Here is a 23770-nt window from a genome sequence, read left to right on the forward strand (position 1 = left end):
TGTGTAATTCCTTATTTTTTAATAATGCGTTCAGAACGCAAATGTTTAGCCTGATACATATTGTGATCGGCGAGTTCTTGTAATTTCTCGGCAGAGGCATGTTCCCACGTCAGCGCAAACCCAATGCTTAGCGTCATGCTTGCCAGATGACCATTGTGAAGGTCAAATGGACGGTTAAACTCTTGCGATAGTGCCGCGCAGATACGCTGAACTTCATTTTCCGAATGCACGCTGTATAGCACCATCGCAAACTCATCACCTCCGAGCCGGTACGGTTGATGGTGATTGCCACCAAACTCGGCCAGCCTTTTAGCAACTTCAATCAATACCCGGTCTCCTGCTGCATGCCCCCAGGTATCATTAATAAATTTAAAATTATCGCCATCAAGGAATAACAACGCCGAGCTGCTGTGAGCGGATTCGTCGTTCATCAACGCGTTAATGCTGCTACGAAATGCGGCGCGATTAGCAAGTCCGGTCAGGGGATCGTGCAGCGCGGTGCGCAACAACTGAGCATTTTTGGCTTGCAGGCGCAGTTGCCACTCTTCCATCTCATCCAGCAGACTATTAAAGTCCTGGGCAAACAGATGAAACTCTTCAATGCGTTCTTCAGACACGCGGCGTGAGAAGTTGCGGTTGGTGCGAACGTCGTGCACCACCTCGGTAATATTTTGCAGCGCTTCAACAACGCCATTGTGCAAATAGCGGGTGAGCATTAATGCAATACCGGAGGCCAGTAAAATGCATCCGGTAAGCACAGCCAGTGACAGATAGATGAAATGGCTAATGACGCTGTCGCGGGCTGTCAGGCGCACTTCCCCAATGACGTTGCCATTGTGCAAAATAGGCTTTGTCACCGGCTGTGGGAATAGCCAGTGACTGATCAGACCGCTAATCTTTTCTGTTGTATCCTGGGCGTCATAGCGCCAGGTGGCGATCACCTTTTGATTTTTATTGCGTACTTCGGCAACGGAGAATTGCCCCTGTTGCCCTAGCGCAGCCAACGTTTCGTTTGCTGCAACGCTATCAGAAAACACCAGCGAGGCTTCAAGCGATCGGGTCATGGTCGCGGCGGTCAGATCGAGGTTTTTTTGCGCATATTGTTTGAGTGCCAGCACGGAAGAAATGCTCAGCAGCAGCCAGATCAGCGTCATAGTGACCAAAACGCTGACGATGCTGATACGCCGTAGTGTCCGTTTGAACGTTGGGCGTGTTATGGGAGAAATACCCTTATCCATCCTTATTATTCCGTGCAAGCATCAATACGTCTGGACTGACCCTTACACCACTACGTGACAGGGAATCCATATTTACCGAAAACCTCACTTCTTCATTATTTATGATGAGGCAAAAAGCGCTACCAATAACGCATTCGGTATTCTGTTCGGCAATTAATAACAATGCCTTAGTTGGAAATTGACTCTTTAATTCCACCTGAAATGTCGGGGATTCAGTGCCAAAATAAAAACCGTCACACTGAGCTACGACACTGTCTTGTTGCGTATGAACGATGACGGGAAGATAGGGTAACGCTCCGGCATGGGTATCCTGCAGCACACTGGTAAAACGTGATGAAGAGAAGATACACAGTTTGGGCGGACCGGAAAGCGCTGGCCAGCGCGTATAGCTGACGATGCCGGAAACCATGGCGCGTACGGATTTCGCCTCTTCCGTAGCGTTTTGGGCATACAGCGGTAATCCGGACAATAGCAGTGCCAGTAGAAGTATGAGTCGATAAGAAAAGCTCATGAAAAGGTACCTACCAGCGTTAGCCGTAATACGTCGAAATACACTCACGATTGTTCGCAACAAAGTAACATTATTTTACCAGAGCGTCATTATATCTGGATGAATAACATTATCGATTTAAGTTAAATCTTATTGATTTATCGGATATAACTTCTTGTTTAATTTAATCTTATAGAGGCTGCGCCTTCATTTGAACCTTTTTGCCAGGCACTGTGTAATTGGTCGACATTTTCAACGGTATCACAGCTTGGAGGGAAGGTTTTCCCGGCCAGTCCCCTGGCGTAAACAAAATCCTGCTGGCAGGTTTTACGTTGTCCTTCAGCGTAACCCTTAAGATATTCCGTACGATCGATTTCGGGGTCATTGTAGTTGTCGGCAAGAGTTTCATTATCTTTAATGACATACCCTGAAATAGCATCCTGGATCCCGGCATCGTACCAGTCGGTGCCGGTCCAGGTGGGGGCATGGGTATAGGGATCTATCTGACATCCGCTTAGCAGTAACACCAGTACCGTGTTGATAAGTCGCTTCATTGCTGATACTCCCTGGTTTTTTTAAAGCATAGCGGATCTCTTAAATGGCGTGTGTAAATTTAAATTTACGACATTCCGCACCTGTTAGGCCTGTTTATACTGGATGTAAATAAAAATTTACGTAACGTGGATTGAAATCTTTACCCGTTGTGTTATCGTAATTACCTCCTCGCTGAGGAACAACTATCGCAAACGAGCTAAACAGGATCACCACCATGCAAAAAGACGCGCTGAACAACGTACACATTACTGATGAACAGGTTCTGATGACTCCGGAACAACTTAAAATGCAATTCCCGTTGAGTCTGGCGCAAGAGGCGCAAATTGCGCAGTCGCGCAAAACCATTTCTGACATCATCGCCGGTCGCGATCCGCGTTTGCTGGTAGTGTGTGGTCCTTGCTCTATTCATGATCCTGAAATGGCGCTGGAATATGCCCGTCGATTTAAAACCCTTGCCGCAGAGGTCAGCGATAGCCTCTATCTGGTGATGCGTGTCTATTTTGAAAAACCCCGTACCACCGTCGGCTGGAAAGGGTTAATTAACGATCCTCATATGGATGGCTCTTTTGATGTTGAAGCAGGTCTGAAAATTGCGCGTCAGCTGTTGCTTGAACTGGTGAATATGGGGCTGCCGCTGGCGACAGAAGCATTGGATCCCAACAGCCCGCAGTACCTGGGCGATCTATTTAGCTGGTCCGCTATCGGTGCGCGTACGACTGAATCGCAGACTCACCGTGAAATGGCGTCGGGTCTGTCGATGCCGGTTGGTTTTAAAAATGGCACTGACGGCAGCCTGGCGACAGCGATTAACGCTATGCGCGCAGCAGCTCAGTCTCACCGCTTTGTGGGTATTAACCAGGCAGGACAGGTGGCACTGCTGCAAACGCAGGGTAATCCGGACGGTCATGTGATCCTGCGCGGCGGTAAAGCACCGAATTACAGTCCGGCAGATGTCGCTCAGTGCGAAAAAGAAATGGAGCAGGCGGGACTGCGACCGTCACTGATGGTAGATTGCAGTCATGGTAACTCCAACAAAGATTACCGTCGCCAGCCTGCCGTGGCAGAGTCAGTGGTTGCACAAATTAAAGATGGCAACCGTTCAATCATCGGCCTGATGATTGAAAGCAATATTCACGAAGGCAACCAGTCTTCCGAGCAGCCGCGCAGTGCAATGAAATACGGCGTGTCCGTAACAGATGCCTGCATTAGCTGGGAAATGACGGATGCGTTGTTGCGTGAAATTAATAAAGACTTGAACGGCCAGCTGGCGACGCGCCTGGCTTAAGAGGTGGGTTATGGTGGCTGAATTGACCGCATTACGCGATCAAATTGATGAAGTGGATAAGGCGTTGCTGGATTTGCTGGCGCGCCGTCTTGAACTGGTTGCCGAGGTTGGCGAAGTAAAAAGCCGCTTTGGGTTACCGATTTACGTGCCTGAGCGGGAGGCGTCTATGCTGGCTTCTCGCCGTGCAGAGGCGGAAGCGCTCGGCGTACCGCCTGATCTGATTGAAGATGTATTACGTCGGGTAATGCGTGAGTCGTACTCTAGCGAGAATGACAAAGGATTTAAAACGCTCTGTCCAACGTTACGCCCGGTGGTGATTGTCGGCGGTGGCGGTCAGATGGGACGGCTATTCGAGAAGATGCTTACGCTGTCAGGTTATCAGGTGCGTATTCTTGAACAGCAGGACTGGGATCGTGCCGAGGAGATCGTGGCGGATGCCGGAATGGTGATCGTTAGCGTGCCGATTCACGTTACCGAGCAGGTGATCGCGAAATTACCGCGCTTGCCTGCTGACTGTATCCTGGTCGATCTGGCCTCGGTGAAAAACGGCCCATTACAGGCGATGCTGGCGGCGCACGATGGCCCGGTAGTTGGATTGCATCCGATGTTTGGTCCGGATAGCGGCAGTTTGGCAAAGCAGGTGGTTGTCTGGTGCGATGGACGCCAGCCGGAAGCCTATCAATGGTTCCTGGAACAGATTCAGGTCTGGGGGGCGCGGCTGCATCGGATCAGTGCCGTCGAGCACGATCAGAACATGGCGTTTATCCAGGCATTACGTCACTTCGCGACTTTTGCTTACGGGTTGCACTTAGCAGAAGAGAATGTCCAACTTGAACAGTTACTGGCGCTCTCTTCGCCGATATACCGTCTTGAGCTGGCCATGGTCGGACGCCTGTTTGCCCAGGATCCGCAGTTGTATGCCGACATTATTATGTCGTCAGAAAGTAATCTCGCGTTGATCAAACGGTATTATCAGCGTTTTGGTGAAGCGATTGGTTTACTGGAGCAGGGCGATAAGCAGGCGTTTATCGACAGCTTCCGTAAGGTTGAGCACTGGTTTGGCGATTATGCCAAACGCTTCCAGAGCGAAAGCCGTACGCTACTGCGTCAGGCCAACGATAGCCGCCAGTAGCGTCGATACCGGATGGCGATGCATACGCCATCCGGTATTGTCTTACGTTAGCTCGGATCGACCGGCACCACGTTCTCACTTGGGTAACATCCCAGTACCTTCATCGAACGCGTAATTTCACCCAACTCCTTCAATGCTTTTTGCATTTCCGGCGATTCCAGGTTGGCCTGGATATCGAGATAAAACATCTCTTCCCACGGATTACCGTGAATCGGGCGCGATTCCAGCTTGGTCATAATCAGATTATGGTTGCGTAGCACCAGCAGCGCTTCAACCAGCGCACCCGCCTGTTGCCCTGTCGCTATCAACAGCGTGGTTTTCGCCGGAACCTGGTCGGAAACATTAATAGCCTTGCGTGCTAGCACGACAAAACGGGTAATGTTTTGCGTCTGATTCGCTTCAATATGTTCAAGTACCTGCAGACCGTGCAGCACGCCACCGGCTTCGCTGCCCAAGGCTGCCACGTGCGGTGAGTTCGCCTGGGCAACCTTTTCCATTGCTGCCGAGGTGCTTTCGGTATATTCGATCTTCCAGTGCGGATAACGATTGAGGAATTTGCTGCATTGCTGGAACGGTTGCGGATGGCTGTACACGGTTTCGATGCTATTCAGGTCCGTAGTACCGGAAACCAGCACGCAGTGGTCGATAATAATGGTCATCTCGCCGACGATGGAGAGGCTGGTGTGCTGCAGCAAGTCGTAAACATCGTTGATCGCGCCAGAGCTGGTGTTCTCAATAGGCACGACCGCGTAGTCCGCCTGTCCGGTTTCGACCTGATTAAAGATATCGGCAAACTTGGCGCAACCGCTTTCAATAAATTGCTCAAAATGGCGAGCGGCATACTGACGCGCAGCGAGGTGCGAATACGAGCCTTTTGGCCCCAGAAACGCGACGCGGGCGGAGTGCGGATTGATTTTATTCAGATGCTGCTGCAGGAGCGCCTGCTGGGTGAGAACGGAATCTTCAATAATGAGCTGGAACAGGCGTGTGATGTAGTGGGCATCGAGGTGATGCACTTTACCCAACTGGATCAGTCGGTCCAGCAGATCGCGCTCGCGGTCAATATCGCGCACCGGACGATGAGAAAGCAGTTTTGCTTTACCGACTTCGACGGCCAGACCACGACGCTCAGCCAGCAGGGCCAGTAATTTTTCATCCAGCGAGCTTATCTTATCGCGCAGCGCCAGTAATGGGTTTTCCGATGTCATAGTGTTGCCTTTTTTATTATCAATAAAAAAGGCCCCCCGTTGTGGGAGGCCTTATTGTTCGTCTTCGCATTATTTATCACACGACGAAACGCCTCCCATTCAGGGGAAGGTAAAAAAGAATGCGAAGAAGAACGGAATAAGTTTCATGTCAATTTCCTTTGGCTACGTCAGTTAAAGTACCTGTACTGTTTTCACCCTGTCAACAAAAAACGCGCCCGAAGGCGCGTTGGCGATACACTCAATGTAAGGGACTACTCTTCTTCTGCTTCGACGAAGTTGGCGTCTTTTACTGAAGTTGTTGCACGACGGGCTTCGCCTTTGTGCTGCACTTTATTGAGCTGCCGTTCCAGCTTGTTGATCAAATCGTTAATAGCGGTGTACATATCTTCGTGCTTAGCGCTGGCAACCAAATGTCCGTTCGGTGTATTGATGGTGGCGTCAGCAGTGAAACCCTGTGGCTCCTTGGACAGAATGATATGTGGATTAATCAGATGAGTTTGCCATTTTTCAAGTTTGGCGAGACGGTCTGCGACATGCTGGCGAATTGCCGGAGTAATTTCCATTTGTTTACTGGTAATGTTCATTGTCATAAATTTTACCTCTTGTCTTTCCCGTCTTGGTGATTCCAGCATACCTTTCCTAATGTCAAAATGTGTGATCTAAATCACATTATTTTGTCGCTTTTTGTCAAGAAAACCTTTTTGTGAGGCACCGCAGGAACAGGCGATCTTTTACTTGAGGAATACCTGAAAGCAGGCCATATTTGATAGGATGCGTTGCAGCTAAACCGCTTCAGTTACGGCGTAAACGGATAAAAAAACGGCAGCCCGAGGGCTGCCGTTTTGCATTCAGCGAGGAATCAGGTATTACTGCTGTTGGCGGCAATAATTTTCGCCACTTTTTCGGCCTGTGCAGTCATCTGCATCTGGCGATAGGCGTTTTCCATCAGCGGTAAAGCATCACGTGTTGCCTGGGTATCCGGGAAGTCACGCAGCATACCTTCTACGCGGTTCACCACAGCAACCCACGCGCCGCGTGCGGTGTAGTACTCAGCAACGGAATACTCATATTTCGCCAGGCGATCTTTCAGGAATACCAGGCGCTTGGTGGCGTCCGTTGTGTACTGGCTATTCGGGTAGCCACGTACCAGTTTGGAAAAGTCATTAAACGCAGCTCGGGCGTGCTGTGGATCGCGATCGCTGCGATCAACACCAAAGAATCCTTGCAGTGCGCTATCATCCAACGCCATATTGGTCAGGCCACGCATATACATGACATAATCAATGTTAGGGTGTGTCGGGTTCAGACGGATAAAACGATCGATGGCGGCCTGAGCGAGCGGCAGATCGGCATTTTTGTAGTAGGCGTAGATGAGATCTAATTGCACCTGCTGAGAATAAGGTCCAAATGGATAGCGATTATCCAACGCTTCCAATTGCGTTATTGCCTGTTTCCAGTTACCGTCCTGCAGCTTTTGCTGAGCAGTCGCGTAGATTTCATTTGGTGGGTTATCGGGCACCTCTTCCTTTGAACCAGAGCAACCCGCCAAAAACAGGCTCAACGTGGCTGCTGCCACCAGGTATTTCATGCGCGTCATGACGTTTTGACTTTCCTCAAAATGTTTTACGGGAGATTCTCTGTTCCTGCTCCCGGTTAAGACCAGCTACAATAGCACACTATATTAAACGGCAAAGCCGTAAAACCCAACGTTAAACGAAGAAGCAGTTTATGGCACAACGAGTAGAACTCACCGCAACAGTCTCCGATAATCAGCTCGGTCAACGCTTAGATCAGGCTTTGGCCGAATTGTTCCCTGATTATTCGCGTTCTCGCATAAAAGAATGGATCCTCGATCAGCGCGTGCTGGTAAACGGGAATCTTTGCGATAAACCGAAAGAAAAAGTTTTGGGTGGAGAACGTGTCTCCATCAATGCTGAAATTGACGAAGAAATTCGTTTTGAAGCGCAAGATATCCCGCTAGATATCGTCTATGAAGATGACGATATTCTGGTCATCAACAAACCACGTGATTTCGTGGTACATCCGGGCGCCGGTAATCCTGATGGCACGGTATTGAATGCGTTACTGCATTACTACCCGCCGATTGCGGATGTTCCTCGTGCAGGTATCGTGCACCGTCTGGATAAAGACACCACCGGATTAATGGTGGTAGCAAAAACGGTTCCGGCGCAAACGCGTTTGGTCGAGTCGCTACAGCTGCGTGAAATTACGCGTGAGTACGAAGCCGTAGCGATTGGTCATATGACAGCCGGTGGCACTGTAGAAGAGCCTATCAGCCGTCATCCCACCAAACGTACGCATATGTCCGTGCATCCTATGGGGAAACCTGCGGTGACGCATTACCGCATTATGGAGCACTTCCGTGTACACACGCGCCTTAGGCTGCGTCTGGAAACCGGACGTACGCACCAGATCCGTGTGCACATGGCGCATATTACCCATCCGCTGGTGGGCGACCAGGTCTACGGCGGCCGTCCACGTCCACCGAAAGGCGCGTCGGATGAATTTATTTCTACGCTGCGTAAGTTCGACCGCCAGGCGCTGCATGCCACCATGCTGCGCTTGTATCACCCAATCACAGGTATCGAAATGGAATGGCATGCGCCAATTCCGCAAGATATGGTTGATCTGATTGCCGTGATGCGTGCCGATTTCGAAGAGCATAAGGATGATGTGGCCTGGCTATGAGTAAGCTAATTGTCCCGCAGTGGCCGCTGCCGCAAGGCGTCGCGGCCTGTAGTTCTACCCGTATTGGTGGCGTCAGTTTGCCGCCGTACGATTCGCTGAATCTGGGGGCCCATTGCGGCGATAACCTGGAACATGTTGAAGAGAACCGCAAACGACTCTTTGCTGCGGGCAATCTGCCTTCAAAACCGGTCTGGCTCGAACAGGTGCACGGTAAAGAGGTTCTGAAACTTACCGGCGAGCCTTATTCTTCTAAGCGTGCGGATGCGTCCTACAGCAATACGCCGGGCACCGTGTGTGCAGTGATGACGGCAGACTGTTTGCCCGTGTTATTTTGTAATCGTGCTGGCACGGAAGTCGCGGCGGCTCATGCGGGCTGGCGCGGGTTATGTGCAGGCGTGCTTGAAGAGACCGTTGCGTGTTTTGCTGATAAACCCGAAAACATTATTGCCTGGTTAGGCCCGGCAATTGGTCCCCGTGCATTTGAAGTGGGGCCTGAAGTGCGTGACGCGTTTATGGTCAAAGATCCACAAGCAGACAGCGCATTTGTGCCACGTGGTGAAAAGTACCTGGCAGATATTTATCAGCTTGCTCGCCAGCGTCTGGCACATGTTGGGGTTGAGAACCTCTACGGCGGTGACCGCTGTACGTTCAGCGAAAGTGAGACTTTCTTCTCTTATCGTCGCGACAAAACCACCGGTCGTATGGCAAGTTTTATTTGGCTGATATAACCTAAAGAATCAAGACGATCCGGTACGCGTAATTTTCTTTTCACATAATTCAGGTCATTCACCTTGAATAATTGAGGGATGACCTCATTTAATCTCCAGTAGCAATTTTGACCTGTTATGGGAGGAGTTATGCGTCTGGATCGTCTTACTAATAAATTCCAGCTTGCACTCGCCGATGCCCAGTCACTCGCACTGGGGCACGACAACCAGTTTATCGAACCACTTCATCTAATGAGCGCCCTGCTTAATCAGGAAGGGGGATCGGTCCGTCCTTTGTTAACGTCTGCTGGCATAAACGCCGGCCAGTTACGCACAGCCATTGATCAGGCATTGAGCCGCTTGCCGCAGGTAGAAGGCACCGGCGGTGATGTGCAGCCTTCTCAGGAGCTGGTGCGTGTACTGAATCTTTGCGACAAGCTGGCGCAAAAACGTGGGGACAATTTTATTTCGTCGGAACTGTTCGTTCTGGCGGCGCTTGAGTCACGCGGTACGCTGACCGATTTATTAAAATCAGCGGGGGCGACGACCGCTAATATCACTCAGGCAATTGAACAGATGCGTGGAGGTGAAAGCGTGAACGACCAGGGGGCTGAAGACCAACGTCAGGCCTTGAAAAAATACACCGTCGACCTGACGGAACGTGCCGAGCAGGGTAAGCTCGATCCGGTTATCGGTCGTGATGAAGAAATTCGTCGCACCATTCAGGTGCTGCAACGCCGTACTAAAAACAATCCGGTATTAATTGGTGAGCCTGGTGTCGGTAAAACGGCCATTGTTGAAGGGCTTGCGCAGCGCATCATTAATGGCGAAGTGCCGGAGGGTTTAAAAGGCCGCCGTGTACTGGCGCTGGATATGGGCGCGCTGGTGGCCGGGGCGAAATATCGCGGTGAATTTGAAGAACGTTTAAAAGGTGTGCTGAACGATCTGTCGAAACAGGAAGGCAATGTCATTCTGTTTATCGATGAGCTGCATACTATGGTTGGCGCAGGTAAAGCCGATGGTGCCATGGATGCCGGGAACATGTTGAAACCGGCACTGGCTCGTGGCGAACTGCACTGTGTAGGGGCTACAACACTTGATGAGTACCGCCAGTACATCGAAAAAGATGCGGCACTGGAACGTCGTTTCCAGAAAGTGTTTGTTGCCGAGCCGAGCGTGGAAGACACCATCGCCATTTTGCGTGGGTTGAAAGAACGCTATGAGCTGCACCACCACGTGCAGATCACTGACCCGGCAATTGTCGCGGCAGCGACGCTATCTCATCGTTACATTGCTGACCGTCAGTTACCGGACAAAGCCATCGATCTTATCGATGAAGCGGCGTCCAGCATTCGTATGCAGATTGACTCCAAGCCGGAAGAACTGGACCGACTCGATCGCCGAATCATCCAGCTCAAACTGGAACAGCAGGCGTTAATGAAAGAGTCTGACGAGGCGAGTAAAAAGCGCCTCGATATGCTTAATGAAGAGCTGGATGACAAAGAGCGTCAGTATTCTGAGCTCGAAGAAGAGTGGAAAGCGGAAAAAGCGTCACTCTCCGGTACGCAGACGATTAAGGCTGAACTGGAGCAGGCGAAAATCGCTATCGAACAGGCTCGTCGGGTGGGTGACCTGGCGCGGATGTCTGAGCTGCAGTACGGCAAAATTCCTGAGCTGGAAAAACAGCTGGAAGCAGCCACTCAGTCTGAAGGCAAAACCATGCGCCTGTTGCGTAATAAAGTGACGGATGCGGAAATCGCCGAAGTACTGGCGCGTTGGACGGGGATCCCTGTTGCCCGCATGCTGGAAGGCGAGCGTGAAAAACTGCTGCGTATGGAGCAGGATCTGCATAACCGCGTCATTGGTCAGAACGAAGCGGTGGAAGCGGTATCCAACGCGATTCGCCGTAGCCGTGCAGGGTTGTCCGATCCGAATCGTCCGATCGGTTCGTTCTTGTTCCTTGGGCCAACCGGTGTCGGTAAAACCGAACTGTGTAAAGCGCTGGCTAACTTTATGTTCGACAGCGACGACGCGATGGTTCGTATCGATATGTCTGAGTTTATGGAGAAACACTCTGTCTCTCGTCTGGTCGGTGCGCCCCCGGGATACGTTGGCTATGAAGAGGGCGGCTACTTGACAGAAGCGGTGCGTCGTCGCCCTTATTCCGTTATCCTGCTGGATGAAGTAGAAAAGGCGCATCCGGATGTGTTCAACATTCTGTTGCAGGTGCTGGATGACGGTCGACTGACTGACGGGCAGGGGAGAACGGTCGACTTCCGTAATACGGTGGTCATCATGACTTCTAACTTGGGGTCCGATCTCATTCAGGAACGTTTTGGCGACCTGGACTACGGACACATGAAAGACATGGTGCTGGGCGTGGTCAGCCAAAACTTCCGTCCGGAATTCATTAACCGTATAGATGAAGTTGTTGTATTCCATCCGTTGGGTGAACAACACATTGCGTCTATTGCCCAGATCCAGCTGCAGCGTCTGTACAAACGTCTGGAAGATCGTGGCTATGAAATCCACATCTCTGACGAGGCGCTTAAACTGCTGAGCGCGAATGGGTACGATCCTGTCTACGGGGCGCGTCCATTGAAACGTGCTATCCAGCAACAGATCGAAAACCCGCTGGCCCAGCAAATCCTGTCGGGTGAGCTGGTTCCTGGCAAAACGATTCGTCTGGAAGTGAATGACGAACGCATTGTGGCAGTGCAGTAAGTCACAAAATACTAAAAACGGGCCCTGCGGGGCTCGTTTTTGTTTAAAAACCAGGCGAAAATAACTTTCCATTACTAGTTTTGATGGAAAAGTAATCGGTTGATAAGTTTTTTGTATTTTCTTCTTGTCAGCCTGAAATAACTCCCTATAATGCGCCTCCACTGACACGGAACAACGGATTACAAGCCGCCGGGTCAGCGGGGTTCCATTGAGAACCCTGCGGAGAAAGGCAAAATAAAAGCTTGACTTCGTAGCGGGATGGTGTAATATGCACACCCCGCGCCGCTGAGAAAAAGCGAAGCGGCACTGCTCTTTAACAATTTATCAGACAATCTGTGTGGGCACTCGAAGATACGGATTCTTAAACGTCGCAAGACGAAAAATGAATACCAAGTCTCTGAGTGAACATACGTAATTCATTACGAAGTTTAATTCACGAGCATCAAACTTAAATTGAAGAGTTTGATCATGGCTCAGATTGAACGCTGGCGGCAGGCCTAACACATGCAAGTCGAACGGTAGCACAGAGGAGCTTGCTCCTTGGGTGACGAGTGGCGGACGGGTGAGTAATGTCTGGGAAACTGCCCGATGGAGGGGGATAACTACTGGAAACGGTAGCTAATACCGCATAATGTCGCAAGACCAAAGAGGGGGACCTTCGGGCCTCTTGCCATCGGATGTGCCCAGATGGGATTAGCTAGTAGGTGGGGTAACGGCTCACCTAGGCGACGATCCCTAGCTGGTCTGAGAGGATGACCAGCCACACTGGAACTGAGACACGGTCCAGACTCCTACGGGAGGCAGCAGTGGGGAATATTGCACAATGGGCGCAAGCCTGATGCAGCCATGCCGCGTGTATGAAGAAGGCCTTCGGGTTGTAAAGTACTTTCAGCGAGGAGGAAGGCATTGTGGTTAATAACCACAGTGATTGACGTTACTCGCAGAAGAAGCACCGGCTAACTCCGTGCCAGCAGCCGCGGTAATACGGAGGGTGCAAGCGTTAATCGGAATTACTGGGCGTAAAGCGCACGCAGGCGGTCTGTCAAGTCGGATGTGAAATCCCCGGGCTCAACCTGGGAACTGCATCCGAAACTGGCAGGCTAGAGTCTTGTAGAGGGGGGTAGAATTCCAGGTGTAGCGGTGAAATGCGTAGAGATCTGGAGGAATACCGGTGGCGAAGGCGGCCCCCTGGACAAAGACTGACGCTCAGGTGCGAAAGCGTGGGGAGCAAACAGGATTAGATACCCTGGTAGTCCACGCCGTAAACGATGTCGACTTGGAGGTTGTTCCCTTGAGGAGTGGCTTCCGGAGCTAACGCGTTAAGTCGACCGCCTGGGGAGTACGGCCGCAAGGTTAAAACTCAAATGAATTGACGGGGGCCCGCACAAGCGGTGGAGCATGTGGTTTAATTCGATGCAACGCGAAGAACCTTACCTACTCTTGACATCCACGGAATTTAGCAGAGATGCTTTAGTGCCTTCGGGAACCGTGAGACAGGTGCTGCATGGCTGTCGTCAGCTCGTGTTGTGAAATGTTGGGTTAAGTCCCGCAACGAGCGCAACCCTTATCCTTTGTTGCCAGCGGTTCGGCCGGGAACTCAAAGGAGACTGCCAGTGATAAACTGGAGGAAGGTGGGGATGACGTCAAGTCATCATGGCCCTTACGAGTAGGGCTACACACGTGCTACAATGGCATATACAAAGAGAAGCGACCTCGCGAGAGCAAGCGGACCTCATAAAGTATGTCGTAGTCCGGATTGGAGTCTGCAACTCGACTCCATGAAGTCGGAATCGCTAGTAATCGTAGATCAGAATGCTACGGTGAATACGTTCCCGGGCCTTGTACACACCGCCCGTCACACCATGGGAGTGGGTTGCAAAAGAAGTAGGTAGCTTAACCTTCGGGAGGGCGCTTACCACTTTGTGATTCATGACTGGGGTGAAGTCGTAACAAGGTAACCGTAGGGGAACCTGCGGTTGGATCACCTCCTTACCTTAAAGAAACGTTCTTTGTAGTGCTCACACAGATTGTCTGATGAAAAGTAAATAGCAAGGCGTCTTGCGATTGAGACTTCAGTGTCCCCTTCGTCTAGAGGCCCAGGACACCGCCCTTTCACGGCGGTAACAGGGGTTCGAATCCCCTAGGGGACGCCACTTGCTGGTTCGTGAGTGAAAGTCACCTGCCTCAGTATCTCAAAACTGACTTTCGAGTCATGTTTGAGATATTTGCTCTTTAAAAATCTGGATCAAGCTGAAAATTGAAACGACACACTGTGTCTGTTCTCCGTAATAAGAACAGATAAGCGGTGTGTTCGAGTCTCTCAAATTTTCGCAACACGATGTGTTTTACGAAACATCTTCGGGTTGTGAGGTTAAGCGACTAAGCGTACACGGTGGATGCCCTGGCAGTCAGAGGCGATGAAGGACGTGCTAATCTGCGATAAGCGTCGGTAAGGTGATATGAACCGTTATAGCCGGCGATTTCCGAATGGGGAAACCCAGTGTGTTTCGACACACTATCATTACGTGAATACATAGCGTAATGAAGCGAACCGGGGGAACTGAAACATCTAAGTACCCCGAGGAAAAGAAATCAACCGAGATTCCCCCAGTAGCGGCGAGCGAACGGGGAGCAGCCCAGAGTCTGAATCAGCATGTGTGGTAGTGGAACGGTCTGGAAAGTCCGACGGTACAGGGTGATAGTCCCGTACACAAAATCGCATGTGTTGTGAACTCGAAGAGTAGGGCGGGACACGTGGTATCCTGTCTGAATATGGGGGGACCATCCTCCAAGGCTAAATACTCCTGACTGACCGATAGTGAACCAGTACCGTGAGGGAAAGGCGAAAAGAACCCCGGCGAGGGGAGTGAAAAAGAACCTGAAACCGTGTACGTACAAGCAGTGGGAGCCTTGATTTATCAGGGTGACTGCGTACCTTTTGTATAATGGGTCAGCGACTTATATTCTGTAGCAAGGTTAACCGTATAGGGGAGCCGAAGGGAAACCGAGTCTTAACTGGGCGTTAAGTTGCAGGGTATAGACCCGAAACCCGGTGATCTAGCCATGGGCAGGTTGAAGGTTGGGTAACACTAACTGGAGGACCGAACCGACTAATGTTGAAAAATTAGCGGATGACTTGTGGCTGGGGGTGAAAGGCCAATCAAACCGGGAGATAGCTGGTTCTCCCCGAAAGCTATTTAGGTAGCGCCTCGTGAATTCATCTTCGGGGGTAGAGCACTGTTTCGGCTAGGGGGTCATCCCGACTTACCAACCCGATGCAAACTACGAATACCGAAGAATGTTATCACGGGAGACACACGGCGGGTGCTAACGTCCGTCGTGAAGAGGGAAACAACCCAGACCGCCAGCTAAGGTCCCAAAGTCACAGTTAAGTGGGAAACGATGTGGGAAGGCACAGACAGCCAGGATGTTGGCTTAGAAGCAGCCATCATTTAAAGAAAGCGTAATAGCTCACTGGTCGAGTCGGCCTGCGCGGAAGATGTAACGGGGCTAAACTGTGCACCGAAGCTGCGGCAGCGACACTATGTGTTGTTGGGTAGGGGAGCGTTCTGTAAGCCGTTGAAGGTGTCCTGTGAGGGGTGCTGGAGGTATCAGAAGTGCGAATGCTGACATAAGTAACGATAATGCGGGTGAAAAACCCGCACGCCGGAAGACCAAGGGTTCCTGTCCAACGTTAATCGGGGCAGGGTGAGTCGACCCCTAAGGCGAGGCCGAAAGGCGTAGTCGATGGGAAACAGGTTAATATTCCTGTACTTGGTGTTACTGCGAAGGGGGGACGGAGAAGGCTATGTTAGCCGGGCGACGGTTGTCCCGGTTTAAGCATGTAGGCGGAGAGTTTAGGTAAATCCGGACTCTTATTAAACGCTGAGGTGTGATGACGAGGCACTACGGTGCTGAAGTAACAAATGCCCTGCTTCCAGGAAAAGCCTCTAAGCATCAGGTAACATCAAATCGTACCCCAAACCGACACAGGTGGTCAGGTAGAGAATACCAAGGCGCTTGAGAGAACTCGGGTGAAGGAACTAGGCAAAATGGTGCCGTAACTTCGGGAGAAGGCACGCTGATGGTAGGTGAAGCGACTTGCTCGTGGAGCTGAAATCAGTCGAAGATACCAGCTGGCTGCAACTGTTTATTAAAAACACAGCACTGTGCAAACACGAAAGTGGACGTATACGGTGTGACGCCTGCCCGGTGCCGGAAGGTTAATTGATGGGGTTATCCGTAAGGAGAAGCTCTTGATCGAAGCCCCGGTAAACGGCGGCCGTAACTATAACGGTCCTAAGGTAGCGAAATTCCTTGTCGGGTAAGTTCCGACCTGCACGAATGGCGTAATGATGGCCAGGCTGTCTCCACCCGAGACTCAGTGAAATTGAACTCGCTGTGAAGATGCAGTGTACCCGCGGCAAGACGGAAAGACCCCGTGAACCTTTACTATAGCTTGACACTGAACACTGGTCCTTGATGTGTAGGATAGGTGGGAGGCTTTGAAGTGTGGACGCCAGTCTGCATGGAGCCAACCTTGAAATACCACCCTTTAATGGCTGGTGTTCTAACGTAGACCCGTAATCCGGGTTGCGGACAGTGTCTGGTGGGTAGTTTGACTGGGGCGGTCTCCTCCTAAAGAGTAACGGAGGAGCACGAAGGTTAGCTAATCCTGGTCGGACATCAGGAGGTTAGTGCAAAGGCATAAGCTAGCTTGACTGCGAGAGTGACGGCTCGAGCAGGTGCGAAAGCAGGTCTTAGTGATCCGGTGGTTCTGAATGGAAGGGCCATCGCTCAACGGATAAAAGGTACTCCGGGGATAACAGGCTGATACCGCCCAAGAGTTCATATCGACGGCGGTGTTTGGCACCTCGATGTCGGCTCATCACATCCTGGGGCTGAAGTAGGTCCCAAGGGTATGGCTGTTCGCCATTTAAAGTGGTACGCGAGCTGGGTTTAGAACGTCGTGAGACAGTTCGGTCCCTATCTGCCGTGGGCGCTGGAGAATTGAGGGGGGCTGCTCCTAGTACGAGAGGACCGGAGTGGACGCATCACTGGTGTTCGGGTTGTCATGCCAATGGCATTGCCCGGTAGCTAAATGCGGAAGAGATAAGTGCTGAAAGCATCTAAGCACGAAACTTGCCCCGAGATGAGTTCTCCCTGACTCCTTGAGAGTCCTGAAGGAACGTTGAAGACTACGACGTTGATAGGTCGGGTGTGTAAGTGTAGCGATACATTGAGCTAACCGATACTAATGAACCGTGAGGCTTAACCTTACAACGCCAAAGATGTTTTGGCGAAAGAAAGACATCAAATTCAGCTTGATACAGATAAAATCAGAACGCAAAAGCGGTCTGATAACAGAATTTGCCTGGCGGCTGTAGCGCGGTGGTCCCACCTGACCCCATGCCGAACTCAGAAGTGAAACGCCGTAGCGCCGATGGTAGTGTGGGGTCTCCCCATGCGAGAGTAGGGAACTGCCAGGCATCAAACAGAAACAAAAGGCTCAGTCGAAAGACTGGGCCTTTTGTTTTATCTGTTGTTTGTCGGTGAGTGCTCTCCTGAGTAGGACAAATCCGCCGGGAGCGGATTTGAACGTTGCGAAGCAACGGCCCGCAGGGTGGCGGGCAGGACGCCCGCCATAAACTGCCAGGCATCAAACAAGTGAAGAAGCCCATCCTGACGGATGGGCTTTTTTGCGTCTGTTGTATGTGAAAGCGGGTGGATAGCCGCGTCAGTGCTTTATCCGTCCTGCAAAAATCTGTCCTTCCCTCCTCGTAAAAATCCGAAACCTTTCCCTGCTAATTAAAAATGTGATATATACCCCATAATAAAAAATAACAATTATATAACATCTCATTCACTAAAAATGCACTAGACATCATTGATAAATTCACAAGATCCTTGGCAGGGGTACAATTCTAATGGCTGATAGCAGTGTAACTGAGAATCGGGTGCTGACGGACAGCGACACCCGTCGTCGTATATGGGCAATCGTAGGGGCATCATCAGGGAATCTGGTCGAATGGTTTGACTTCTACATCTACTCTTTCTGTTCCCTCTATTTTGCCCATATCTTTTTTCCTTCAGGAAACACCACCACACAACTGTTACAGACTGCTGGGGTTTTCGCCGCAGGGTTTCTGATGCGGCCTATTGGCGGATGGATTTTTGGCCGGATAGCCGATAAGCACGGACGTAAAAAGTCCATGTTATTGTCAGTATGCATGATGTGTATGGGATCGCTGGTGATCGCCTGTCTGCCGGGGTATGAAACCATTGGCACTTGGGCACCTGCGCTGCTGCTGCTTGCCAGATTATTTCAGGGGCTGTCTGTTGGCGGAGAATATGGCACCAGTGCGACCTACATGAGTGAAGTCGCCGTGGAAGGTAAGAAAGGGTTCTATGCCTCATTCCAATACGTGACCTTGATTGGTGGGCAACTTTTGGCATTGCTGGTTGTGGTGATATTACAGCAAACGTTAGAAGACTCAGCGCTCAGAGCATGGGGCTGGCGTATTCCCTTTGCGCTGGGAGCCGTACTGGCGATTGTCGCGCTTTGGTTACGTCGTCAGTTAGATGAAACCTCAAAACAGGATGTGCGTGCGCTGAAAGAAGCAGGCTCTCTGAAAGGGCTATGGCGTAACCGCAAGGCCTTCGTGATGGTGCTCGGATTTACTGCTGCGGGTTCGTTGTGTTTCTATACCTTCACCACCTACATGCAGAAGTACCTGGTGAATACGGCAGGTATGCATGCCAACGTGGCCAGCGGTATAATGACGGCAGCACTGTGCGTGTTTATGCTGGTACAGCCGCTGTTCGGCGCGTTGTCAGATAAAATTGGCCGCCGTACCTCGATGCTGTGTTTTGGCGCATTAGCCACGTTGTTTACCGTTCCTATCCTGACGGCGTTGCAGAATGTGACCTCCCCGTATATGGCATTTGGTCTGGTCATGTGTGCCTTGTTGATCGTCAGTTTCTACACTTCAATCAGTGGCATTCTGAAGGCCGAAATGTTTCCGGCGCAGGTCCGCGCGTTGGGGGTAGGATTGTCTTATGCAGTGGCGAATGCCTTGTTTGGTGGATCGGCCGAATATGTTGCGCTGTCGCTGAAGTCCGTTGGTATGGAAACCACATTTTTCTGGTACGTCACCGCTCTGGCCGTGGTTGCATTCTTTGTCTCATTACTGCTGCACCGCAAAGGTAAAGGCCTGCGCCTCTAATGGTGGGCCATTTGCCAGACGGCATAGCCGGTAGATGCGCCGGCGACATCCCAGGCAAAATCTTTCCAACTCCAGCCGCTTCCTGTGGGGCGGCTGTCCCAAAGTTCTTTTGATGCGCCAAGGCTAATGGAGAACATGAAACCGATGGCAGCGCTGCGATCGGCGCTGTTTCCCTGATGCTGAGCGTACTCGTTACCGGCGGCGGCCAACATGGCTGAGGCAATAAAGTGTTGTGCTTTGTCTTGCCCACTCCAGTTGTCGTTCGCCATATGGCTACAACCAGAAAGTGTCAGGATACTGGCGAGAATAAACAGGCGCACCGTCGTCTCCATAGGAAAAACCCCGTCAGCGACGGGGTTCAGGTTACAGAATACGGCTGATTAATCTGTCGATTCGGATACGGCGGAGTCGACGGATGAGCTTACGCACTTTAACCGGATAGTCGGCAATACTCTGCAGGTCGCGATAGTGCTTAACGACGGTAGTATGTGTGCGGATGAGCTCCAGCTCTTTCTCACGCTGAAGAGTCAGTTCCTGCTTAGGATCGTGGATCAGAATGGCATTTTCCAGATCCAGGCGCCAGGCGCGAGGGTTAAGGTTGTTGCCGGTGAGCAGCATCCATTTATCATCCACCCACATGCCTTTCAGATGATAAGTATTGTCATCATCTTTCCATAAGCGTACGACCAGTTGATCGGTATTAACGTAATACTGTAGTCGGCTCAGGAAGCGGCGAAGGTTTATTTCATACAGATAGGGCAGCGCGCCGATAATCTTAAACGGCTCATCTTCCGGGATGAAAAAGTCGTTAGCGGTCTTATCGCCCACGATAATTTCAACCTTTTTCCCTTCACGCAGAAGCTGGATAATATTGCGCACCAGTATCGCTGGCAGGTTGAAATAAGGGGTACAGATTGTGAGTTTCTGCTCTGCGCAGGGCATCAGATGGAAAATGGTCTTATTCAGCAGACTGGATTTTCCGAGCCCAACCAGAGGCGTCACCGACAGCTGTTCATTATCCGCATTACCCTGGAAATGGAATGACGCATCACGTAATTCCTGACGATACAGGCGGATGTCGTTTTTAATTTCCGGGCTTTTAGGGCGATTGATATCATCAAGACGATTCACGCCGCGACCATTCATCAGGTTCTGCGTGACCCAGTCGAACATGATGTCAGCCATTTGCGCATTGCGAATCAACTGGTAGCGATCGTAGCGATATTTATCATGCTGATGTAGGTAAACGTCGTTCAGGCTGGCGCCGCTATACAGAACGCTATCATCGATGATAAAGCCTTTGAAATGCAGGACGCCAAGCGCTTCACGGGTGTTGATCGGCACGCCGTAGACCGGAATATCGATCCCTGGATTTTCTTGCGCCATTCGGCAGTACCAGTCAGCGTTGGTATTAGACGCTGCTGCGCCAATGCGTCCGCGCTGGGCACGATGCCAGTCGACAAGCACCCGGATATCAAGCTCAGGACGCTGCCGCTTAGCCGCATAAAGCGCGTCGAGGATGCCTTTGCCACCGTCGTCCTGTTCCAGATACAGGGCGATGATGCAAATACGTCGCGTCGCGCTGGCTATTTTCTCCAGCAGAGTCTCCCTGAAATTAGCGGGAGCATAAAAGAAATCTACATCATCAACTGATTGAGAAATCTTCGGTAGTTGGGCAAGGTGTTGTTGATGTTTATTACGCTTAAATTTTGACAACATCACAGTGCATTTCTTCTCTGTTCATTGAAGGGTCCTCTGTGCTATGCAGACGACATAAGCGAGCAATGATAACACCAGTACCCGTTAAAGTGGTCAACATTTCCAGTACCTTACTCACGATTCCTCATATTGGGCCAGATTAAGCGTTAGCCCAACAATTCCCTCTTCGAGCTGGACGTCTACAGCAAACCCGAGTTTTCGGGCCAGGGCGACCATCCCCCGATTGTTCGGCATCGTAATACCATTCAGACGTCTCAGTCCGTGATCTCGGGTGTAGGTAATTAATTTTTCCATCAATCGCCGCCCGAGCCCCAGCCCTTTGAGATCCGATCGTACCAGTACGGCAAATTCGGCATCGACGTTATCGGGATCGGAAATTGCGCGCGTCACGCCGAGGATCTCTTCAGTGTTATCACGGCAACGTACCGCCACAAAGGCCATTTCCCGATCGTAGTCGATCTGCGTCATATTGGCTAAATCTTCATGGGTAAATTCGTTGATCTCACTGAAATAGCGGTAATACAGATCTTCCTTCGTCACTTGTGAAATGAACTGCTGCAGATGGGGTTCATCCTCCGGCAGAATAGGGCGGAACAGGCAGCGTTCACCGTTTTTCATTTCGACCCACTCTTCAAGCTGATGAGGATAGGGACGCACGGCCAGTCTGCTTTCGTTGTCGCCCGTGAAGGGGGCAATATCTAGCGTAACATCGAGGGCGGTGAATTCACCGGCGGATGCCAGTAATGGGTGGATATCCAGACGTTGAATTTCCGGGCAATCGACGATCAAATTGGACACCTGAACCAAAAGCTGGCTTAAACCGGCGACGTCTAAAGGACGTAGCGCACTGCGGGCGCGGATCTTTTTGTTTTTGATCCCCTGGATAACCAGATATCGTGCGAGGTTCATGTTCAGCGGCGGCAATGCCACCACGGCTTGCTCTTCCGGTCGCCACTCTACGCCACCTTCCCCCAACATAATGAGTGGCCCAAATACCGGATCGTGTTCGACGACCACGCGCAGTTCCTGAGCCCCCGCGCGGTTAGCCATACTCTGGACAAGCAAACCGTGGATACGCGCCTGCGGCCAGGCCATTTTCACCCGATCAAAAATCGCATTGGCGGCCTGCTGCACTTCGGTTGCCGTTCGCAGGTAGAGCATAACCCCTTGAACTTCCGATTTATGCGGGATATCGGGAGAACGTAGCTTGAGCGCTACCGGATAACCAATTTGTTCGGCGATGTGTACGGCTTCTGCGCTGTCGCTGGCAATCCAGGTGGGCAGTGTGTGCAAGCCATAGGCGTGCAAAATAGGCTGAACTTCATGCGTATCCAGCGATGTTGCCCCGTCAGTAATCGCCTGTTGTAACAGATTATGTGCCTCGGCGGTGTTGGCCGTCAGGCTGTCAGGGAGCACTGGTGTTTCACGCAGCTGCTTCTGGTTACGCCGGTATTCAACCATATGCATAAACGCGGTGATGGTGCCTTCCGGTGTACGATAGGTGGGTAATCCCGCTTCACTAAACAACCTGCGGGCTTCCTGGGATGAAAACTCCCCGCACCAGTTAGTGAGTAAGGAGACAAACTTGCCGCGCGGATGTTGTTTCACCGCCTCAATCAGCGCCTGGGCGCTTTCGGTGCCAGGTGCGGCTGCGCTAGGCGAGTGGATGACCATCAGGGCGTCGAAATCCTGGCTGGCGAGTAAAATATTCAGCGTTTTAACGTAATGCTCACTGCTGGCATCGTCGCGCAAATCCAGTGGGTTGGCGATATCAACGTGGGTTGGTAACGCATCGCGTAGTTTCTGGCAGGTCTCTTCGCTTAGCGTGGCCAGTTTGCCGTTTCGCGACCACAGCTCATCTAAAGCCAGTGCAGCAGGGGCGGCACCATTGCTGATGATCATCAGCCTGTCGCCACGTAATGGGCGCATGTGGCTGAGGGTTTCCACCGCTGAGAAAAGCTCGTGTGTGTCCTGCACGCGCAGCAGACCGGCACGCTGAATGGCGGCGTCCCAGGCTGGGTCCATCCCCGAGCTGGTATGCAGCAAGCGCTGAGCCGCAGGGCTGCGACCGCTTTTAATCACCAAAATGGGTTTGTTACGCGATGCGCTACGTGCCGCCGAGACAAAACGGCGGGCATCGCTCAAATGTTCGAGGTAGAGCAAAATCGCACTGGTTTTACTGTCGCGGGCCAGGTAATCAAGCAGCTCATCAACGTCAATGTCCAGACTGTCACCCAGGGCAATAAACCAGGAAAACCCCATGTCGCGCTGCTGCGCCCAGTCCAGAATGGTGTTGGAAATCGCCGCCGACTGGGAAATAAATGCCAGCTTGCCGCGTTTAATCGGTACCGGTGAAAAACTGGCGTTAAGCCCCTGCCAGGGGGCGAGAAGCCCCAGGCTGTTGGGGCCGAGCAAACGTATGTTGTAGCGTGATGCGCAGGCCAGCAGTTCAGCGTGCTGCGCCTTGGGCGCTGACAAAATAATACAGGTTTTGCAGCCTTTCTCGCCTAGCGCCTCCAGCAGCGTCAGGTTGCGGCTGGCATTGGTACACAGCACGGCGAGATCGGGAGAAAAAGGCAGGCTGGCGATAGTGGGCCAGGCCAGCACGCCCAACACCGCTTTCCAGGCCGGCGTAACCGGTAAAACCGGTCCATTAAAGCCGCCGGCCAGTAAGTTACGCATCATCAGGTAACCCGCACGATTGGGCTTCATTGACGCCCCAATCACCGCAATGGATTTTGGTCGCAGTAGCGCTTCCAGACCACGTTGACTCATAT

Annotated in this window: 16 protein-coding genes, 1 tRNA gene, 3 rRNA genes and 1 other annotated feature; of the genes, 10 read left to right on the forward strand and 10 right to left on the reverse strand. The window is 51.5% G+C overall.

All coding sequences use genetic code 11. The features are described from left to right. Positions 1–11: 11 nt before the first annotated feature. From dgcN to AC3ITF_RS05720, 3 genes are all read right to left on the reverse strand, one after another. Entirely contained in the window at positions 12–1238 is a 1227-nt protein-coding gene (dgcN, locus tag AC3ITF_RS05710; RefSeq protein WP_115257739.1) for a diguanylate cyclase DgcN/YfiN, read from the reverse strand. After that, positions 1231–1749, reverse strand: a complete 519-nt coding sequence (gene yfiR / locus AC3ITF_RS05715; protein ID WP_096756100.1) for a regulatory sequestration protein YfiR — start codon at positions 1747–1749, stop codon at positions 1231–1233. The genes dgcN and yfiR overlap by 8 nt, the downstream gene beginning before the upstream one ends. Positions 1750–1907: 158 nt before the next feature. After that, positions 1908–2282, reverse strand: coding sequence for a DUF2799 domain-containing protein (locus AC3ITF_RS05720; protein WP_096756101.1), 375 nt, complete (start codon positions 2280–2282; stop codon positions 1908–1910). A gap of 215 nt (positions 2283–2497) precedes the next feature. Here AC3ITF_RS05720 and aroF point away from each other — a divergent pair, with 215 nt between their 5' ends. Next, positions 2498–3568, forward strand: coding sequence for a 3-deoxy-7-phosphoheptulonate synthase AroF (gene aroF, locus AC3ITF_RS05725; protein ID WP_096756102.1), 1071 nt, complete (start codon positions 2498–2500; stop codon positions 3566–3568). Positions 3569–3578: 10 nt separating this feature from the next. After that, positions 3579–4700 carry a bifunctional chorismate mutase/prephenate dehydrogenase gene (gene tyrA, locus AC3ITF_RS05730; protein WP_115257741.1) on the forward strand — a complete coding sequence of 374 codons (1122 nt, stop codon included), beginning with the start codon at positions 3579–3581 and terminating at the stop codon, positions 4698–4700. A 47-nt stretch (positions 4701–4747) separates the two neighbouring features. On the opposite strand, the gene pheA is transcribed toward tyrA, so the two are convergent. From pheA to bamD, 4 genes are all read right to left on the reverse strand, one after another. Further along, positions 4748–5908, reverse strand: coding sequence for a bifunctional chorismate mutase/prephenate dehydratase (gene pheA / locus AC3ITF_RS05735; RefSeq protein ID WP_096756104.1), 1161 nt, complete (start codon positions 5906–5908; stop codon positions 4748–4750). A gap of 22 nt (positions 5909–5930) precedes the next feature. Further along, positions 5931–6056: a sequence feature (Phe leader region), on the reverse strand. Next, positions 6008–6055 (reverse strand): pheA operon leader peptide PheL, encoded by a 48-nt coding sequence (gene pheL / locus AC3ITF_RS05740; protein WP_101706155.1) that lies wholly within the window; start codon positions 6053–6055, stop codon positions 6008–6010. It overlaps the preceding feature by 48 nt. A 103-nt stretch (positions 6057–6159) precedes the next feature. Continuing rightward, positions 6160–6498, reverse strand: a complete 339-nt coding sequence (gene raiA / locus AC3ITF_RS05745; RefSeq protein ID WP_096756105.1) for a ribosome-associated translation inhibitor RaiA — start codon at positions 6496–6498, stop codon at positions 6160–6162. Positions 6499–6767: 269 nt separating this feature from the next. After that, the gene (gene bamD / locus AC3ITF_RS05750) at positions 6768–7505 is read right to left on the reverse strand and encodes an outer membrane protein assembly factor BamD (RefSeq protein WP_096756107.1); all 738 of its coding nucleotides are present in this window, start codon (positions 7503–7505) and stop codon (positions 6768–6770) included. A 131-nt stretch (positions 7506–7636) separates the two neighbouring features. Between bamD and rluD the strand changes: the two genes are divergently transcribed. The 8 genes from rluD to AC3ITF_RS05790 all read left to right on the forward strand — a co-directional run bounded on the left by rluD (position 7637) and on the right by AC3ITF_RS05790 (position 19274). After that, positions 7637–8617: a 23S rRNA pseudouridine(1911/1915/1917) synthase RluD gene (gene rluD / locus AC3ITF_RS05755; RefSeq protein ID WP_096756108.1), complete on the forward strand. Its 981-nt coding sequence runs from the start codon at positions 7637–7639 to the stop codon at positions 8615–8617. Beyond that, positions 8614–9345 carry a purine nucleoside phosphorylase YfiH gene (yfiH, locus tag AC3ITF_RS05760; protein WP_115257743.1) on the forward strand — a complete coding sequence of 244 codons (732 nt, stop codon included), beginning with the start codon at positions 8614–8616 and terminating at the stop codon, positions 9343–9345. The genes rluD and yfiH overlap by 4 nt, the downstream gene beginning before the upstream one ends. Before the next feature lie 129 nt (positions 9346–9474). Then, on the forward strand, positions 9475–12048 hold the full coding sequence (gene clpB, locus AC3ITF_RS05765; RefSeq protein ID WP_115257744.1) for an ATP-dependent chaperone ClpB: 2574 nt from the start codon (positions 9475–9477) through the stop codon (positions 12046–12048). A 450-nt stretch (positions 12049–12498) separates the two neighbouring features. After that, a 16S ribosomal RNA gene (locus tag AC3ITF_RS05770) occupies positions 12499–14040 on the forward strand. Between the two features lie 85 nt (positions 14041–14125). After that, positions 14126–14201 (forward strand) — tRNA-Glu (locus AC3ITF_RS05775). Positions 14202–14417: 216 nt separating this feature from the next. Next, positions 14418–17327: ribosomal RNA gene (locus tag AC3ITF_RS05780) — 23S ribosomal RNA — on the forward strand. Positions 17328–17421: 94 nt separating this feature from the next. Continuing rightward, positions 17422–17537, forward strand: a 5S ribosomal RNA gene (gene rrf / locus AC3ITF_RS05785). Together the 16S, 23S and 5S rRNA genes with 1 tRNA gene alongside form the textbook arrangement of a ribosomal RNA operon. 438 nt (positions 17538–17975) lie before the next feature. After that, positions 17976–19274, forward strand: coding sequence for an MFS transporter (locus AC3ITF_RS05790; RefSeq protein ID WP_115257745.1), 1299 nt, complete (start codon positions 17976–17978; stop codon positions 19272–19274). Here AC3ITF_RS05790 and AC3ITF_RS05795 read toward each other — a convergent pair. From AC3ITF_RS05795 to AC3ITF_RS05805, 3 genes are all read right to left on the reverse strand, one after another. Next, positions 19271–19606 (reverse strand): YfiM family lipoprotein, encoded by a 336-nt coding sequence (locus tag AC3ITF_RS05795; RefSeq protein WP_217438869.1) that lies wholly within the window; start codon positions 19604–19606, stop codon positions 19271–19273. The genes AC3ITF_RS05790 and AC3ITF_RS05795 overlap by 4 nt on opposite strands. Before the next feature lie 31 nt (positions 19607–19637). Next, complete coding sequence (pssA, locus tag AC3ITF_RS05800) at positions 19638–20993, reverse strand: CDP-diacylglycerol--serine O-phosphatidyltransferase (protein ID WP_117343486.1); 1356 nt, start codon at positions 20991–20993, stop codon at positions 19638–19640. Between the two features lie 114 nt (positions 20994–21107). Continuing rightward, positions 21108–23768 (reverse strand): bifunctional acetate--CoA ligase family protein/GNAT family N-acetyltransferase, encoded by a 2661-nt coding sequence (locus AC3ITF_RS05805; RefSeq protein ID WP_279271656.1) that lies wholly within the window; start codon positions 23766–23768, stop codon positions 21108–21110. Positions 23769–23770 lie beyond the last annotated feature (2 nt).

This window comes from Citrobacter sp. KH_055_1 (assembly GCF_057838705.1).